Genomic DNA, 15,867 nt, shown 5'->3' on the forward strand with positions numbered 1-15,867 from the left:
GCTCAGGCTTCCTTCAAGGCGCGGGCCGCGTCATGGATCGCGGCGCGGATGCGGGGATAGGTGCCGCAGCGGCAAAGATTGCCCTGCATGGCGGCGTCGATATCGTCATCTGTCGGGTCGGGTGTCTCGGCCAGCAGGCTGGCGGCCTGCATGATCTGGCCCGACTGGCAATAGCCGCATTGCGCGACCTGATGGATGACCCAGGCCTGTTGCAGCGCGTGCATCGCGTCAGGCGTGCCCAGCCCCTCGATCGTGGTGACAGCGCCCCAGACATCGCCAAGCGCCACCTGGCAGGAGCGCACGGCCTGACCGTCGATATGCACGGTGCAGGCGCCACAGGCGGCCACGCCGCAGCCGAACTTGGTGCCGGTCATGCCGATCTCGTCACGCAGAACCCACAGCAGGGGCACGTCCGGCGGCAGGTCGACGGCATGATCGGTTCCGTTGATGGTCAGGGTGGTTGGCATGGGGATGTTCCGACTGTCAGGAGAATGCCATGACAAAATAGTCGTAAAGTGTCATAATGTCAAACTGGGAAATTGACGCAATGGACAGAGTCTGTCACATGGTCACCATGCAAGAGCATCCAGCCAGCACCGCCCCGCAGGATCCGCGCCAGAAAGCCATTCTCAAGGCCGCGTTCGAGGCCTTTTCCAGATATGGGTTCCGCCGGACCTCGATGGAAGACATAGCCCGTGGCGCAGGCATGTCACGCGCCGCGATCTACCTGCATTATCGCAACAAGGAAGACATCTTCCGCTCGCTGACCCAGTTCTACTATGACGATGCGGTCGCGCAGGTGCGCGCCGTTCTGGCAAGGGACCTGCCGGTGGAGCAGGCCCTGTCCCAGGCATTTGCGGCGCAGGCGGGGCAGGTCTTCGAGGTGCTTCTGTCATCGCCGCACGGGGATGAGTTGCTGAACACGAAATATGCCCATGGCGCCGATATCGCGCAGGCGGGCGAGGCGCGCCTAGTCACGGCCTATGCCGACTGGCTGCGCCACAAGGCTGCATCAGGGCAGATCAGCCTGGACGTCAGCGCGGGCGATGCGACCCGCCTTGCCACCACAATGATGGCGGCGCTGCACGGGCTGAAGACACCGATGCCCACGCTTGCCGATTACCGCGCCGACGCGGACCTTCTGGCCGGTGTCTTTGCCCGCGCGCTTGCATCGCGCTGACCGCGCCCTGTTTCATCTTGCCCCAAATATCCAATCCGCAAGCTTCGGCCGGGCGCCGCGTCACAGGTCGGTGCGCAGGTGCCACAGCTCGGGGAACAGCTCTACCTCGAGCATCCGCTTCAGATAGCTGATCCCGCCGGTGCCGCCGGTGCCGCGCTTGAAACCGATCACGCGTTCGACCGTGGTCACGTGGTTGAACCGCCAGCGACGGAAATAATCCTCGAAATCCATCAGCTTTTCGGCCAGTTCGTAAAGCTCCCAATGGGTTTGCGGGGCGCGATAGACCTGGGTCCATGCGGCCTTGACCGCGTCCGAGGGCGCATAGGGCTGGCCGAGGTCGCGGGACAGCACAGCCTCGGGCAACGGGACTGTCCGGTGCAACAGCCTGAGCGCCACATCATAGAGCGAGGGCTGGTCGAGTTCCGCCTGAAGCAGTGCGGTGATCTCGGGGCGGTGGGCATGGGGGCGCAGCATCGCCGGGTTGCGGTTGCCCAGCATGAATTCGATCTGGCGATATTGATGCGACTGAAAGCCCGATGACTGCCCCAATGCGTTGCGAAAGGCGGTGTAATCGCTGGGCGTCATGGTCCGCAACACGTCCCAAGCGTTGTTCAACTGCTCGAAGATGCGCGCGACACGGGCCAGCATCTTGAAGGCGGGGCGCAACTGTCCGGCGCTCAACGCGGTGCGGGCAGCGGCGATCTCGTGGATGGCCAGTCGCATCCACAGTTCGGATGTCTGATGCTGGATGATGAACAGCATCTCGTCATGGGTATCGGTGCGCGGCCTCTGCGCGCCCAGGATCAGGTCGAGCGACAGGTAGTCGCCATAGGACATGCGCCCGTCGAAGGACATTTCCGCGCCTTCCGCGGCGGGATCATAGGGTGTGTTGGTCATCGTGGCCTCGGGTTCTGCTGCGCGACGCGGCAGGCGTCGCCATGGATATTTGAAGCAAGAAGAAACAAGAGGTCGCGTGTCAGGCGTTCAGCGCCGCGCAATTGGCCAGTCTGCGCCACAGCGCGGCCCACCCGGCGGGGCGGCAAAGCGGCAGGCCATCGGTGGCGGGGCGCTGGACCGGCATCAGGTCACCCGGGCGCGGGTCTTGTATTCCGGCCGGTCCCAGAGGCTGTTCGTCATGACGTCCGCGATGACGGCGATGGCGCGGTCCACATCGCCCGCGTCGATGAACAGCGGGGTAAAGCCGAAGCGCATGATGTCGGGGGCGCGGAAATCGCCCACCACGCCGCGTGCGATCAGCGCCTGCATCGCGGCATAGCCATCGTCGAAACGAAAGGAAACCTGGCTGCCGCGCTGGTCGGCGTCGCGCGGGCTGGCCAGGGTCAGCATGGGGCAGGTGGCCTCGATCCCCTTGATGAACCGTTCGGTCAGCGCGATCGAGGCGCTGCGAATGTCCTGCATCGTAGTCCTGTCCCAGATGTCCATCGCGGCCTCGAGTGCGGCCAGCGCCAGCACTGGCGGCGTGCCCACGCGCATCCGTTCGATCCCGGCGCCGGGGCGATAGGCGCTGTCGAAGGCGAAGGGGGCTGCGTGCCCCAGCCAGCCCGACAGGGCTGGGCGCGCTGCATCCGCATGGCGGGGGGCCACATAGATGAAGGCCGGGGCGCCGGGGCCGCCGTTGAGATACTTGTAGGTGCAGCCCACCGCGAAATCCGCCCCTGCGCCCGCCAGATCCACGGGCAGGGCGCCCGCGCTATGGGCCAGATCCCAGACGGTCAGCACACCCGCCGCATGGGCGCGGGCAGTCAGATCGGCCATGTCATGCTTGCGCCCGGTGCGGTAATCGACCTCGGTGATCAGGGTGACGGCCACCGCGTCGGTGATGTTGGCGGCCACATCCTCGGGGGCGACCACGCGCAATTCATGGCCCCGACCCAGCGAGGCGATCAGCCCTTCGGCCATATAGAGATCCGACGGGAAGTTGCCGCTGTCGGACAGGATCACCCGGCGGTCAGGCCGCATCTCCAGCGCCGAGGCCAGCGCCTGATAGACCTTGATCGACAGCGTGTCGCCCATCACCACATGGCCCGGTTCCGCACCGATCAGCCGTGCGATACGGTCGCCCACGCGGGTGGGTTGCTCCATCCAGCCGGCCTTGTTCCAGCCGGTGATCAGCATCTCGCCCCATTCGTCGGCGATCACGCGCCCGACGCGGTCGGCCGTGCCACGCGGCAGCGGGCCCAGCGAGTTCCCGTCGAGATAGATCATCCCGTCCGGGATGTGGAACATGGCCTTGGTCGCGGCGAAATCGGTCATCAAGCCCCCAGAGATATTTTAAGCCTAAAGCATTTTTACCGGATAGAGCCTGCACCCCGGTTTGTCCACTGAAAACCCGATGCAGAGCGCCTTCAGCGCACCTGTCCGCCCGCCATTTCGATGCATTGCGCGTTAATGGAGCCCGACAGCGGGTGGCACAGCCACATCGCCGCGGTTGCCACCTCGTCGACCGAGATCAGGCGCTTGTGGCGGTTGCTGTCTGCCATGGCCTGACGCGCCTGTTCGGCGGTCATGCCGGTGCGTTTCGCGATCGATTCCGATTGCAGCACCACGATGTCGGTTTCCACATAGCCGGGGCAAAGCGCGTTGAAGGTGATCGGTCCTGCCATGTGTTCCTCGGCGTAGGAGCGCACCAGCCCGATCACACCATGCTTCGAGGCCGAATAGGCGCCCGCGCCCTTCAGCCCGCGCAAACCGGCCAGCGACGAGACAACGATGACCCGGCCCCAATCGGTGCCCAGCATCCCGCGCATCGCTTCGCGGATGGTCAGGAATGCGCCGTCCAGATTGGTTCGCATGATGCGGTGCCAGAAATCCAGATCCGTCTTTTGCAGGCTCTTGCCCTCGGCGATGCCGGCATTGGCGATCAGGACCTGGATCGGGCCGCGCGCGTCCACGGCGGCCTTGATGCCCTCCACGATCTGGCCCTCGTCCATCACATCCATGACCAGCGGGTGCAGGCCGGGGGTGGCCTTTGCCGCAGCCTCCAGCACATCGGCGCGGCGGCCGGTGATCGTGACCTGGGCCCCTTCGGCCGCCAGGGCCCGTGCGATGGCCAGGCCGATCCCGGTGCCGCCGCCCGTGACCAGCGCGTGTTTTCCTGCATGTATCATGGTATCCTCCCTTTTGCGGGCCAGACTACCGACGCTGCCGCCCGAGGCAAGGGCGCGTCCCTGGCCGCGCCGCAAGGTCACTTTACAATGACATTCGCCTCTGTGAATGTGATGCGCGATCGGGCAGAGACCCCGAAGGCTGGAGGATCCGATGAGACAGAGTGTGACATATGCCGCGGTGCTGGCCATGCTGGCCGCACAGGTCATGGCAAGCGAGGATATCGCGGACAAGTATCCGCAATCCGAGCTTTACGACAAACCCGTCGAGGTGATCCCGCATGTCTGGTCCGCCATCGGCGCGACGGCCCCGCCCACCTATGAAAATGCGGGCCACAACAACAACCTGTCCTTCGTGGTGACGGGCGATGGCGTGGTGGTGGTCAATGGCGGCGCCTCGGCCCGGCTGGCGGCGGCCCTGCATGACGAGATCAAGGCGATCACCGATCAGCCGGTGAAGCTGGTGATCAACGAGAACGGCCAGGGCCACGCCATGCTGGGCAATTCCTACTGGGCGGATCTGGGCGTGGATATCCTGGCGCATGTGGATGCCATCGCCGAGGTCGAGGCCCATGGCGGCGTGATCCTGGCGGGTATGCAGGGCTACAACAGGGACCGGGCCGAGGGAACGCGCGTGGTGGTGCCGAACCTGTCCTTCGAGGATCGCTATGCCTTCACCATGGGCGACGTGGCCTTCGAGGTGCTGTATCTTGGCCCCGCGCATGGTCCCGGTGACACGCAGGTCTGGATCCCGCAGTGGGAGATCATGATCGCGGGCGATATCGCCTTTCACGAGCGCATGCCGCCGATCTTCGCCGATACCTGCACATCGTGCTGGATCGACACATGGGAGACGGGGCTGGAGCCGCTCAACCCCACCTATGTGATTCCGGGCCACGGCCATCCGACGAACCTGGCGCAGGTGCGCCGCTATACGCATGATTACCTGGTGGACCTTCGCGAGAAGATCGGCGCGCATATCGAGGCAGGGGGCGATCTGGCCAGCGCCTTCTACGTGGACCAGGACCGCTGGCGGCGTCTGGACACGTTCGACGAACTGGCCACCAAGAACGCGGGCCGCGTCTTCGAGGAGATGGAATTCGAATGACCCATCTCTTGCGGGCTCTGGCCCTGTCTGCCGCGCTGGGCCTGCCATTGGCCGCGCAGGCCGAGGAAACGTTGGCCGAGGCGATCACCGGCTACATGGATTTCGCCACCTATGATTCCGGCATCATCGTGCCGGAACAGCTGGACCGGACCGTGTTCGAGGCGGCGCTTTTCGTCGATACGCGCGATGCTGCGCAATTCGCGGCGGGACATGTTCCGGGGGCGGTGCATATCGAATGGCGCGAGGTGCCGGGGCGGCTGGATGAATTGCCCGACACCGGGATGGTCATCCTTTATTGCAACACCGGCAGCCTGTCGGCGCAGGCCGCCTTTGCCGCGCGGTTGCTGGGGCGCGAGAACGTGCTCGTCCTGCAGACGGGGTTCGACGGCTGGCAGGCTACCGCCGCCTACAAGCCGGAATGAGGCGCAGATGCTGAAATGGATCGACCTGCCGCCGGTCTGGCTGTTGGCGATGATCGCACTGGCCTGGGCGCAGGCGACGTGGCTGCCGCTGGGCCTTTGGTTCGGCGGCGCCTGGTCCGATTTCCTGGGCGGCCTTCTTGTGGGGGGCGGGCTGATCCTGATGGTGCTGGCCGTGCACGAGATGCGAAAGGCGCGCACCACCGTCATTCCGCATCGTGACGCGGACAGGCTGGTGCAGTCGGGGATCTTCAGCCGCAGCCGCAACCCGATCTACCTGGGCGACCTGCTGGTGCTGGCCGGGCTGATTCTGCGCTTTGATGCGGTGCTTGCGCTACCACTGGTGCCGGTATTCCTTTGGATACTGGAAAAGCGCTTCGTGATCCCCGAGGAAAACCGCCTCAGACGCAAATTCCGGGCCGATTTCGCCCGCTATTGCCAGAAAACCCGTCGATGGATTTGACAGTCCGGCGCAATAAGTGCATCGCAGCACCGATGTTCTTGTGAAATATTGTTGCGCCGCACTATAACCAAGTTTCCGGTCCGACAGGATCGGACAAAGACCTGCGAAAAGGGGGACGCGAGACGTGAAAATCGGTACGCCAAAGGAAATATTCGAGGGTGAAGCCCGTGTGGCCATGACCCCCGACTCTGCACTTCAGTTGCAGAAGCTGGGCTATGCCTGTGTGATCGAAGCCGGGGCGGGCGCCGCCGCTGGCTTCTCGGACAAGGCCTATCAGGATGCGGGCGTCGAGGTGGTCAAGACCGCCGCCGCCCTGTGGAAAGCCGCCGATGTGGTGGCCAAGGTGCGCCCGCCGTCAGAGGCCGAAGTCAAGAAGATGAACGAGGGTCAGACCCTGATTTCGTTCTTCTATCCGGTCGCCAACGAGGCGCTGATGAAACAGGCCGCCGCCAAGGGCGCCAATGTCATCGCCATGGACATGGTGCCGCGCATCAGCCGCGCGCAGAAGATGGACGCGCTGTCCTCGATGGCGAATATCGCAGGCTACCGCGCGGTGATCGAGGCGGGCAACAATTTCGGCCGTTTCTTCACCGGCCAGATCACGGCGGCGGGCAAGGTGCCCCCGGCCAAGGTTCTGGTGGTGGGCGCGGGCGTGGCGGGGCTGGCCGCGATCGGCACGGCGACCAGCCTGGGTGCCATCACCTATGCGTTCGACGTGCGCCCCGAAGTGGCGGAACAGGTCGAATCCATGGGCGCCGAATTCGTCTATCTGGATTTCGCCGAGGCCGTGCAGGACGGTGCCGCCACGGGTGGCTATGCAGCCCCCTCCAGCCCCGAATTCCGCGAGGCGCAGCTGGCCAAGTTCCGTGAACTGGCCCCCGACATGGACATCGTGATCACCACCGCGCTGATCCCCAACCGCGAGGCGCCCGAACTGTGGACGCCGGACATGGTTGCGGCGATGAAGCCCGGTTCGGTCATTGTCGATCTGGCCGCCGAGCGTGGCGGCAACTGCAAGCTGACCAAGATGGACGAGAAGATCGTCACCGACAACGGTGTCACGATCATCGGCTACACGGACTTCCCCAGCCGGATGGCCGCGCAATCCTCGACGCTTTATGCCACGAACATCCGCCACATGATGACCGACCTGACCCCCGAGAAGGACGGCCAGATCGTGCATAACATGGAAGATGATGTGATCCGCGGTGCGACGGTGACCTTCAACAAGGATGTCACCTTCCCGCCACCGCCGCCGAAAGTGGCCGCGATCGCGGCGCAGAAGCCCAAGGAAAAAGCCAAGGAACTGACGCCGGAAGAAAAGCGCGCGAAAGAAATCGCAGCCTTCAAGCAGCAGACACGCAACCAGGTTGCCCTGTTGGGCATCGGTGGCGCGCTGTTGCTGGGCGTGGGTCTTGTGGCGCCCGCCAGCTTCATGCAGCACTTCATCGTGTTCGTGCTGGCGGTCTTCGTGGGCTTCCAGGTGATCTGGGGCGTTGCCCACAGCCTGCACACGCCGCTGATGGCGATCACCAACGCGATCTCGTCGATCATCATCCTGGGCGCATTGATGCAGATCGGATCAGGCTCGATCCTGGTGATCCTGCTGGCGGGTCTGTCGGTGTTCATGGCGGGTATCAACATATTCGGTGGATTCCTGGTGACACGGCGTATGCTCGCCATGTTCCAGAAATCGTAAGGAGGCAGGGAAATGGAATACGGATTCACGACAGCGGCCTATGTGGTCGCGGCGATCCTCTTTATCCTGTCTCTCGGCGGGTTGTCGGGACAGGAAAGCGCAAAGCGCGCGGTGTGGTACGGTATTGTCGGCATGGCGCTGGCCGTGGCGGCCACGCTGGTCGGCCCCGGTGCGGGGCTTTGGCCGGCATCCATCATCCTGATCGGCCTGGGTGGCGCGATCGGCTATCAGCTGGCGACGCGGGTGCAGATGACCCAGATGCCGGAACTGGTCGCGGCGATGCATTCGCTGGTTGGTCTTGCGGCTGTTTTCGTCGGTGTCATCGCCCATGTCGAACTGGGGCGCGTGATGGCCATGGACGATGCCGCCAAATCCGCGCTTGACGGGTTTGCCGCGCTGCTGGCCAAGAAGGACGCCGTTGAAATCGCGATCCTGCGGGTCGAGCTGTTCCTGGGCATCTTCATCGGTGCGGTGACCTTTACCGGATCGGTGATTGCCTATGGCAAGCTGGCCGGCAAGGTCGATACCGCGGCCAAGAAGCTGCCGGGCGGTCACATGCTGAACGCGGGCGCAGCCGGTTTGTCGCTGCTCTGCCTGGTGTGGTATTTCAACACCGGCGGCCTTCTGCCGCTGGCGCTGATGACCGCGGCGGCGCTGTTCATCGGCTATCACCTGATCATGGGCATTGGCGGGGCTGACATGCCCGTGGTCGTGTCGATGCTGAACAGCTATTCGGGCTGGGCGGCGGCGGCCATCGGCTTCAGCCTGGGCAATGACCTGCTGATCGTGGTCGGTGCGCTTGTCGGGTCGAGCGGTGCGATCCTGTCCTACATCATGTGCAAGGCCATGAACCGGTCCTTCATCAGCGTGATCCTGGGCGGCTTCGGCGGCCCGGCGGGCGAGCAGATGGCCGTCGAGGGTGAACAGATCGCCATCGACGTCGACGGTGTCGCCACCGCGCTGGAAGAGGCCGACAGCATCATCATCATCCCCGGCTACGGGATGGCGGTGGCGCAGGCCCAGCAAAGCGTGTCCGAGCTGACCAAGCGCCTGCGCGCCAAGGGCAAGAACGTGCGTTTCGCGATCCACCCGGTGGCGGGACGTCTGCCGGGCCACATGAACGTGCTGCTGGCGGAAGCCAAGGTTCCCTATGACATCGTGCTGGAAATGGACGAGATCAACGAGGACTTCCCGGATACCGATGTGGCCATCGTGATCGGGTCGAACGACATCGTGAACCCGGCCGCGCAGGACGATCCCAACAGCCCCATTGCCGGCATGCCGGTTCTGGAATGCTGGAAGGCCAAGCAGGTGTTCGTGTCCAAGCGCGGGCAGGGCACCGGCTATTCCGGGATCGAGAACCCGTTGTTCTACAAGGAAAACACGCGGATGTTCTATGGCGATGCCAAGAAATCCCTGGACGAGCTGCTGACCAAGATCAGCTGATCCCGTGCAGATCGCGAGACATGAAAGGCGCCCTTCGGGGCGCCTTTTTTCATTGTCCTGTCATGGGCTTGCCCGATAAACCGCCGCCGTATACAATCGTGTTCCGTAAATATCTGATATAAAACAACTTTATCTTTAACTTCTTGGGGCTAGTATATACAGTCAGCGCAACTCAGGAGTCTGCCATGTCGCCCATTCAGGATCATCCGCTGCGCTATGAGCTGGCAAACGAACTGCATGCGCGGCCGTTCCCCTCCATCGATGCGCCCGGTGCCGCGATCTATCTTGCCATCAAGAAGCAGGAGGATGCGGCCAGCCGGGATCGGGGCGCCGATCTGGCGCATCTGACCGCATTGCTGGACCGTTTCGGCGCGGCCCATCCGCAGCCGGGCGCCACCCATTATTTCGGCCGGATCGGGCGGCACATGCTGAAATGGGAAAGCCACACCGAATTCGTGACCTACACGGCCTTTACCGAAAGCCTTAGCAGCCGCGCCTTCGACCCCGCCGATTTCGAGGTGTTTCCCGCGGACTGGCTGGCACGGGCGCCGGGCGTGCGCGTGACCTCTGCCCTGATCCGGATGGAGGAAGTGGGCGAAAAGCAGGCCGTGATCGACAAGCTGAACGACTGGTTCGTGCCCGAAAGCCTGGCGGTCAGCCGGGTGCTGGACGACAGCGCCATCGTGGCCGGCGATTTCCGCATTGATCCGGCAGGCCATATGCGCTTTGCCATTTTCGTCTCGCCCCAGACCGGGGCGCGCCGGATCGGCCGTGTCGTGCAGCGCCTGTGCGAGATTGAAACCTACAAGACCATGTCGATGCTGGCCTTCGCGCAGGTGAAATCCATGTCATCCACCCTGGCGTCGATCGACGCGCAGCTGACGCAGCTGATGGATGACATGACGCGCAACGAAAAGCCCGCCGACCAGACCCTTGCCGGCCTGCTGGAAGTATCCGCGATGCTGGAAAACAAGGTCGCGCGCGCGTCTTTCCGGTTCGGCGCCGCTGCCGCCTATGAGGCGATCGTCCACCAGCGGATCGAGGTCCTGCGCGAGGAACGGTTCGACGGGCGGCAGACGTTTTCGGAATTCATGATGCGCCGCTACGATCCCGCGATGCGGACCGTCAAGGCGTCGCAGGCGCGGCTGGCGGCTATGGCTGACCGGGCCATGCGCGCGGGCGAGCTGTTGCGGACAAGGGTGGATGTGGAACGCTCGGCCCAGAACCAGAAGCTGCTGGAAAGCATGAACATCCGCGCCGACATGCAGCTGCGCCTGCAAAAGACGGTCGAGGGGCTGTCGGTGGTGGCCATCAGCTACTACGCGGTGTCGCTGATGGCCTATGCGGTCTATCCGATTGCTGAACTGATGCAGATCAGCAAGGGCACATTGACGGCGGTGCTTATTCCGCCGGTAATGCTGTTGGTCTGGGCGCTTGTGCGCCGCGTGCAGAAGCATCTGCATTGATCAGCCGGTGGGCGATCAGCCCGCCCGCCGCAATCGATGCAATCGCAAGGATCGCCGCGATGGACAGGGTGGGGATGCCCGACAGGCCCGCGCCCACGGTGCAGCCACCCGCCAGGACGCCGCCCACGCCCATCAGTGCGGCACCGGACATATAGCGGCCGGTTTCGCGCGGGCTGGAAAAGCTCTGCCAGCGGAACTCGCCCCGGATCAGGCTGCTGGCCAAGGCGCCCAGGGCCACGGCCGCGATCAGCGCCGCGCCAAAGCTGGCCGAGATCGAGGTCGAGGCGACCGTGAAGAACAGCGCCTCTGCCGCGGCCGAGGTGAAGGACAGGCTTTCCATCGCGATCGGGTCGAACTCGTCCAGCAGGATGTAACCCGTACCGACCCAGCCCAGCGGCACCAGCGCGCCGATCAGCGCGGCCAGAACCAGCGGGCCTGCGCGGTTGCCCGACCGCAGGGCAAAGGCCAGGGCGGCCAGCGCGATCAGACCGGCCCAGAGCAGCGGATTGCCGGGCAGGGCGGCGCTGTCCAGCGACAGGGTCACGGCTCCCAGCGTGGTGCGGACAGGGGCCAGAACGCCCTTCAGCGTGGCATGGGCCACAAGGGCGAAGACGACCAGCACCAGTGCCGCGCGCAGGTTGCCCGATCCCGTCAGAACGGTCAGCCGCGAGACACAGCCCCGCGTCAGCACCATGCCTGCCCCGAAGAGCAGACCACCCGCCACGATGGCCAGCACCGGCAGGTCAGCGGCCATGAAGCGATGGTCGGCAAACCCGATCCAGCCCGCGGCAACGGCCGCTTGCGTGCCCAGGACGGCAACCGCCAGCGCGGTCAGCCAGACGCCTGCCGCCTGCCTGCTGTCATCGCCCACGATCGACCGGCGAAAGCAGAAGCGGGTGATCTGCGCCAGTACGCCGAAGACCGCACCCAGCGCGAGGGCGAAATAGACGGCCGCCTGCGGGGCGGTCAGGGTCTCGAAGCCGAAGGATTCGAACATGGGTTTTCTCCGCAATCTGGAATTTTGTCCCAGATGCCGGTGTTTCACTTTATAATCAAGAGGGGTGGCAGGTAGAAAAATGTTTCGACTTGGAACAATATTCCGATTTTCTGCGTCTGCAAAGCATGAACGTTCGCCCTGCGACCTTGCGCGAAACGGAACGGCCCGCACCAATGATGCGGGCCGTATGCATGTTCTTATTTCGCGTGTGGTTGCTGATCAGCGTCCCCGGATCCGCGGGTCCAGCGCGTCGCGCAGGCCGTCGCCCAGGTAGTTCACGCTGAGAACCGTCAGCGAGATCGCCAGACCGGGCCAGAGCACGCGCTCGGGGTATTGCTGCATGTAATCGACCGCGTCGAACAACAGGCGTCCCCAGGTCGGGAAATCCGGCGGAAAGCCCAGGCCCAGGAAAGACAGCGCGCTTTCGGTGATGATCGCATTGGCGATGCCCAGCGTGGCCGACACCATGATGGGCGACATCACGTTGGGCAGCACATGGCGCGTGATCATGCGGAAGTTGGTGGTGCCGATCGACCGCGCCGCCAGCACGAATTCACGTTCCTTCAGCGCCAGCACATCGCCGCGCACGATCCGCGCGGTAGGCATCCAGCTGGTGATCCCGATCGCGGTGACGATCAGGATGAAGATGCCGGTTTCCGGCCCGAAGGCCGCGTTCAGCGGTTCGCGGAACAGCAGCACCATGACCAGCAGCAAGGGCAGCAGGGGCAGCGCCAGGAACAGGTCGGTCGTCCGCATCAGCATGTTGTCCAGCCGCTTGAAATAGCCGGCCAGCACCCCGATCAGGCTGCCCAGGAACAGCGCCAGCAACATCGCGGTGATGCCCACCGACACCGAGGTCTGCCCCCCCGCCATCATCCGGGCCAGCATGTCGCGGCCCAGCTGGTCGGTGCCCAGCGGATGCGCCCATGACGGGTTCTGGTTGCGCGACCGGATATCGATGAAGGTCGGATCATAGGGCCAGAGCCACGGGCCGATGAAGACCGCCAGCACGATGACCACAAAGACGATACCGCCGATCAGCGCCCCGCGATGGGTCTTGAACTGGTCCCAGATATCGCGCCACTGGCTGCGGGGCGGTGCCGAGGGGACCGGCTGGTTGATCAGTTCAGTCATAGCGGATCCTCGGGTCCAGGATGCCGTAGAGGATATCGGCAATCAGGTTGAAGATGACGATCAGCAGCGCGAAGATGAAGGTCAAGGTCTGCACCATCGGCAGGTCATTCGCCTCGATCGCGGTGATCAGCAGCTGGCCCAGGCCGTTCACCTTGAAGACCTGCTCGGTGATGATGGCGCCGCCGAAGACCTGCGGCACACCCAGCGCGATCACGGTGACCACGGGGATCATCGAGTTGCGCAGCACATGCACCAGAACCACGGTCTTTTCGCCGAGGCCCTTGGCGCGGGCGGTCCGCACGTAATCCTGGTTCAGGTTGTCCAGCATCGAGGCGCGCATGAAGCGGCTGATCTGCGCCGCGTTGTAAAGCGCCAGCACCATGACGGGCATGATCATCTGTCGCAGCTGGAACATGAGGCTGTCCCAATCCGTCACCTTGTGCGTGGTGTCGTAGATCGAGGGGAACCAGCCCAGGTTCACCGAGAAGATCACGATCAGCAGCACGCCGGTAAAGAAGGTCGGGACGGAAAAGCCGACCATCGACACGAAGGTGCCGATCTGGTCGAAGGCCGAATATTGCCGGTAGGCCGAATAGATCCCGATGGGCAGCGCGATCAGCACGCCCAGCACATAGGACATGCCCACCACCCAGAGGGTCTGGGGCAAGCGCTGCACGACGATATCCATCACCGGGCTGCGGGTCTGCCAGGACAGCACGCGCAGCTGCCCCTCGGAGAAGGTCGTGCCAAAGAGATGATCAATCAGGACCTGCGGTTCGACCCAGAAGAATTGCACGATCCATTTGAAGAACTGGACATGCACCGGGGCACCGAGGCCGAGAGCCTCACGCATCTTCTCCTTGACCTCGGGTGGCACGGTCAGTGGCACCTGGGCCATCGGATCACCCGGGGCCAGCTGCAGCAGCATGAAGATCACGAGGGAGATGAACAGAAGGGTCGGGACGGCCAGAACCAGTCGCCGGATGGTAAAGGTCAGCATGGGCGGCGCCTTTGCGGGTCGCTGTGAGATCTACCGGAAAATCGACGGCCCCGTTCCGCGCGATGGGAACGGGGCCGCGATGTCAGGCGCTTGGTTACTTGATACGGTGCCAGTCGGCGACGTTCCAAAGTTCGCTGTCCCAGACGTTCAGGACAACGCCACCCAGCGTGTTGGAATGGGCCGAAACGCGGCCGCGATCCACCAGCGGGATGATCACATTGGCGTCTTTGGTCACCATGTCGTTCAGCTTGCGGGCGATTTCACCGCGCTTTTCCAGCTCGCCAGTCCGCGACAGTTCCGCCACCAGCGCATCATAGGCCGGATCGCAGAAACGGGTGATGTTCTCGCCCTGCCACTGGGTTTCCGGACGCGGTGCCTTGTCGCAGGTCTGTGCCGCCAGATAGGCTTCGGGATCGGTGCCATCGAAGTTGTTGGCATACATCTCGACGTCGGCATAGAACTTCTGGAACGTGTCCGGGCTGCCGGGATCGCCGCCGAAGAAGACCGACGCGCTGAGGTTGCGCAGCTCGGTTTCAACGCCGATTTCTTCCCACCACTGCTTGATCAGCGCCTGGAAATCCTGGCGAACAGCGTTGGTCGAGGTCTGGTAAAGCAGCGACAGGCGCACGCCGTCCTTGGCGCGGATGCCATCGGCGCCGCGAACCCAGCCTGCCTCGTCCAGCAGGGCGTTCGCGCCGGCCAGATCCTGCACCAGGCAGTCGGTGTTGTCGGACGCATAAAGCGCCGGCGCCGGCACCAGGTTGCAGGTCGGGCGACCGGCCTGGCCGTAACCGATTTCGACCAGCAGTTCGCGGTCGATCGCCATGGACAGCGCCTTGCGTACCGCAGGGTCGGTCAGGAACGGATGCGGATGCTTCGCGGTGGACCGCTCGCCTTCCGGCAGGGATGCCGACGGATCGGTCATGTTGACCATGATGCGTTCCACCAGCGAGCCGAAGGCCGCGATGGTGGTGCCCTTGCCGCCCTTGGCCATCTGCTGGATCACCTCGGGGGCCAGCTGCAGGTTCCAGGCATAGTCGAATTCGCCGGTTTCCAGAACCGCGCGACCTGCTGCGGTGGCGTCGCCGCCGCCCTTGAAGGTCATCGTGGCGAAGGCCGGTTTGGCCGGGTCACGGTAGTTCGGGTTGGCTTCCAGCGAGATCACGTCATTGGGACGGAACTCGGTCACGCGGAAGGGGCCGGTACCGATCGGGTTGAAGTTCGCCTCGGTGCATTCCGGCGCCTTCGCGCCCAGGCAGTCGGCGAATTGCGCGGCCTGGATGATCGGGGATTGCGCGCCCATGAAGGGACCGTAGGGGTTGGGCTTGGATTCCGAGAAGGTCACCTTGACCGTCAGATCGTCGATCACGTCGATTGCGGACACGCCGTCGAATTTCGCCGCCTGCGCGCAGCCGCCTTCGGGGTGCATGCAGTAGTCGGCGCTGAATTTCACGTCATTGGCGGTGACGGGCGTCCCGTCGGACCACAGCAGGCCCGGCTTCAGCTTCCACGTGATCGAGGTGAGGTCCGCGCTGACGCCGCCGTTTTCCAGCGTCGGGATTTCCTGCGCCAGGAACGGCACCATGGCGCCGGTCTCGGTGTAGCGGCCCAGCGGTTCGATGATCATCGAGGACGATTCGAGGTCCTTGGTGCCGCCTGACAGATAGGGGTTCAGAATCGACGGCGCCTGCCAGTAGATGATGTTGACATGGCCGTCCGCGCCGCGCTCGGCAAAGGCTGCGGGGGCCAGTGCTACAAGGGCTGCCGCGCCCAGCAGCGTTGTTTTAAGGGTCATTTCTCACTCCATGTTGGACACGTGGGTGTCTCTCG

The 15,867-nt window shown here is 64.0% G+C and carries 15 protein-coding genes; 7 read left to right on the forward strand and 8 right to left on the reverse strand.

Annotated features, from left to right (window positions below):
- Positions 1-2: 2 nt before the first annotated feature.
- On the reverse strand, positions 3-467 hold the full coding sequence (locus ACFQ3C_RS02560; RefSeq protein ID WP_380788862.1) for a (2Fe-2S)-binding protein: 465 nt from the start codon (positions 465-467) through the stop codon (positions 3-5).
- 107 nt (positions 468-574) lie between these two features.
- Between ACFQ3C_RS02560 and ACFQ3C_RS02565 the strand changes: the two genes are divergently transcribed.
- Entirely contained in the window at positions 575-1,180 is a 606-nt protein-coding gene (locus tag ACFQ3C_RS02565) for a TetR/AcrR family transcriptional regulator (RefSeq protein ID WP_380788863.1), read from the forward strand.
- 60 nt (positions 1,181-1,240) lie between these two features.
- Here ACFQ3C_RS02565 and kynA read toward each other — a convergent pair whose 3' ends face one another.
- The 3 genes from kynA to ACFQ3C_RS02580 form a co-directional block, all read right to left on the reverse strand.
- On the reverse strand, positions 1,241-2,077 hold the full coding sequence (kynA, locus tag ACFQ3C_RS02570) for a tryptophan 2,3-dioxygenase (protein WP_380788864.1): 837 nt from the start codon (positions 2,075-2,077) through the stop codon (positions 1,241-1,243).
- Between the two features lie 183 nt (positions 2,078-2,260).
- Positions 2,261-3,454: a kynureninase gene (gene kynU / locus ACFQ3C_RS02575; protein WP_380788865.1), complete on the reverse strand. Its 1,194-nt coding sequence runs from the start codon at positions 3,452-3,454 to the stop codon at positions 2,261-2,263.
- 92 nt (positions 3,455-3,546) lie between these two features.
- A complete protein-coding gene (locus ACFQ3C_RS02580; RefSeq protein WP_380788866.1) occupies positions 3,547-4,308 on the reverse strand; it encodes an SDR family NAD(P)-dependent oxidoreductase in 762 nt (253 codons plus the stop codon).
- Between the two features lie 151 nt (positions 4,309-4,459).
- On the opposite strand from ACFQ3C_RS02580, the gene ACFQ3C_RS02585 reads away from it, so the two are divergent.
- From ACFQ3C_RS02585 to ACFQ3C_RS02610, 6 genes are all read left to right on the forward strand, one after another.
- Positions 4,460-5,413 carry an MBL fold metallo-hydrolase gene (locus ACFQ3C_RS02585; RefSeq protein ID WP_380788867.1) on the forward strand — a complete coding sequence of 318 codons (954 nt, stop codon included), beginning with the start codon at positions 4,460-4,462 and terminating at the stop codon, positions 5,411-5,413.
- Positions 5,410-5,835 (forward strand): rhodanese-like domain-containing protein, encoded by a 426-nt coding sequence (locus ACFQ3C_RS02590; RefSeq protein ID WP_380788868.1) that lies wholly within the window; start codon positions 5,410-5,412, stop codon positions 5,833-5,835. The genes ACFQ3C_RS02585 and ACFQ3C_RS02590 overlap by 4 nt, the downstream gene beginning before the upstream one ends.
- Positions 5,836-5,845: 10 nt before the next feature.
- Complete coding sequence (locus ACFQ3C_RS02595) at positions 5,846-6,295, forward strand: methyltransferase family protein (protein ID WP_380789112.1); 450 nt, start codon at positions 5,846-5,848, stop codon at positions 6,293-6,295.
- A 124-nt stretch (positions 6,296-6,419) separates the two neighbouring features.
- Positions 6,420-7,994 (forward strand): Re/Si-specific NAD(P)(+) transhydrogenase subunit alpha, encoded by a 1,575-nt coding sequence (locus tag ACFQ3C_RS02600; protein ID WP_380788869.1) that lies wholly within the window; start codon positions 6,420-6,422, stop codon positions 7,992-7,994.
- A 12-nt stretch (positions 7,995-8,006) separates the two neighbouring features.
- A complete protein-coding gene (locus ACFQ3C_RS02605; RefSeq protein WP_380788870.1) occupies positions 8,007-9,440 on the forward strand; it encodes an NAD(P)(+) transhydrogenase (Re/Si-specific) subunit beta in 1,434 nt (477 codons plus the stop codon).
- A gap of 185 nt (positions 9,441-9,625) precedes the next feature.
- Complete coding sequence (locus tag ACFQ3C_RS02610) at positions 9,626-10,906, forward strand: DUF3422 family protein (RefSeq protein WP_380788871.1); 1,281 nt, start codon at positions 9,626-9,628, stop codon at positions 10,904-10,906.
- Here ACFQ3C_RS02610 and ACFQ3C_RS02615 read toward each other — a convergent pair.
- The 4 genes from ACFQ3C_RS02615 to ACFQ3C_RS02630 all read right to left on the reverse strand — a co-directional run bounded on the left by ACFQ3C_RS02615 (position 10,842) and on the right by ACFQ3C_RS02630 (position 15,832).
- Positions 10,842-11,903: a YeeE/YedE family protein gene (locus ACFQ3C_RS02615; protein WP_380788872.1), complete on the reverse strand. Its 1,062-nt coding sequence runs from the start codon at positions 11,901-11,903 to the stop codon at positions 10,842-10,844. The two genes, ACFQ3C_RS02610 and ACFQ3C_RS02615, sit on opposite strands and share 65 nt — an antisense overlap.
- A gap of 219 nt (positions 11,904-12,122) precedes the next feature.
- Positions 12,123-13,037 carry an ABC transporter permease gene (locus ACFQ3C_RS02620; RefSeq protein ID WP_380788873.1) on the reverse strand — a complete coding sequence of 305 codons (915 nt, stop codon included), beginning with the start codon at positions 13,035-13,037 and terminating at the stop codon, positions 12,123-12,125.
- A complete protein-coding gene (locus ACFQ3C_RS02625) occupies positions 13,030-14,037 on the reverse strand; it encodes an ABC transporter permease (protein ID WP_380788874.1) in 1,008 nt (335 codons plus the stop codon). Before ACFQ3C_RS02625 ends, ACFQ3C_RS02620 begins: the two co-directional genes overlap by 8 nt.
- A 94-nt stretch (positions 14,038-14,131) precedes the next feature.
- Entirely contained in the window at positions 14,132-15,832 is a 1,701-nt protein-coding gene (locus ACFQ3C_RS02630; protein ID WP_380788875.1) for a peptide ABC transporter substrate-binding protein, read from the reverse strand.
- Positions 15,833-15,867: the final 35 nt, after the last annotated feature.

This window comes from Seohaeicola saemankumensis, assembly GCF_042678485.1.
GTDB classification, from domain to species: domain Bacteria; phylum Pseudomonadota; class Alphaproteobacteria; order Rhodobacterales; family Rhodobacteraceae; genus Seohaeicola; species Seohaeicola saemankumensis.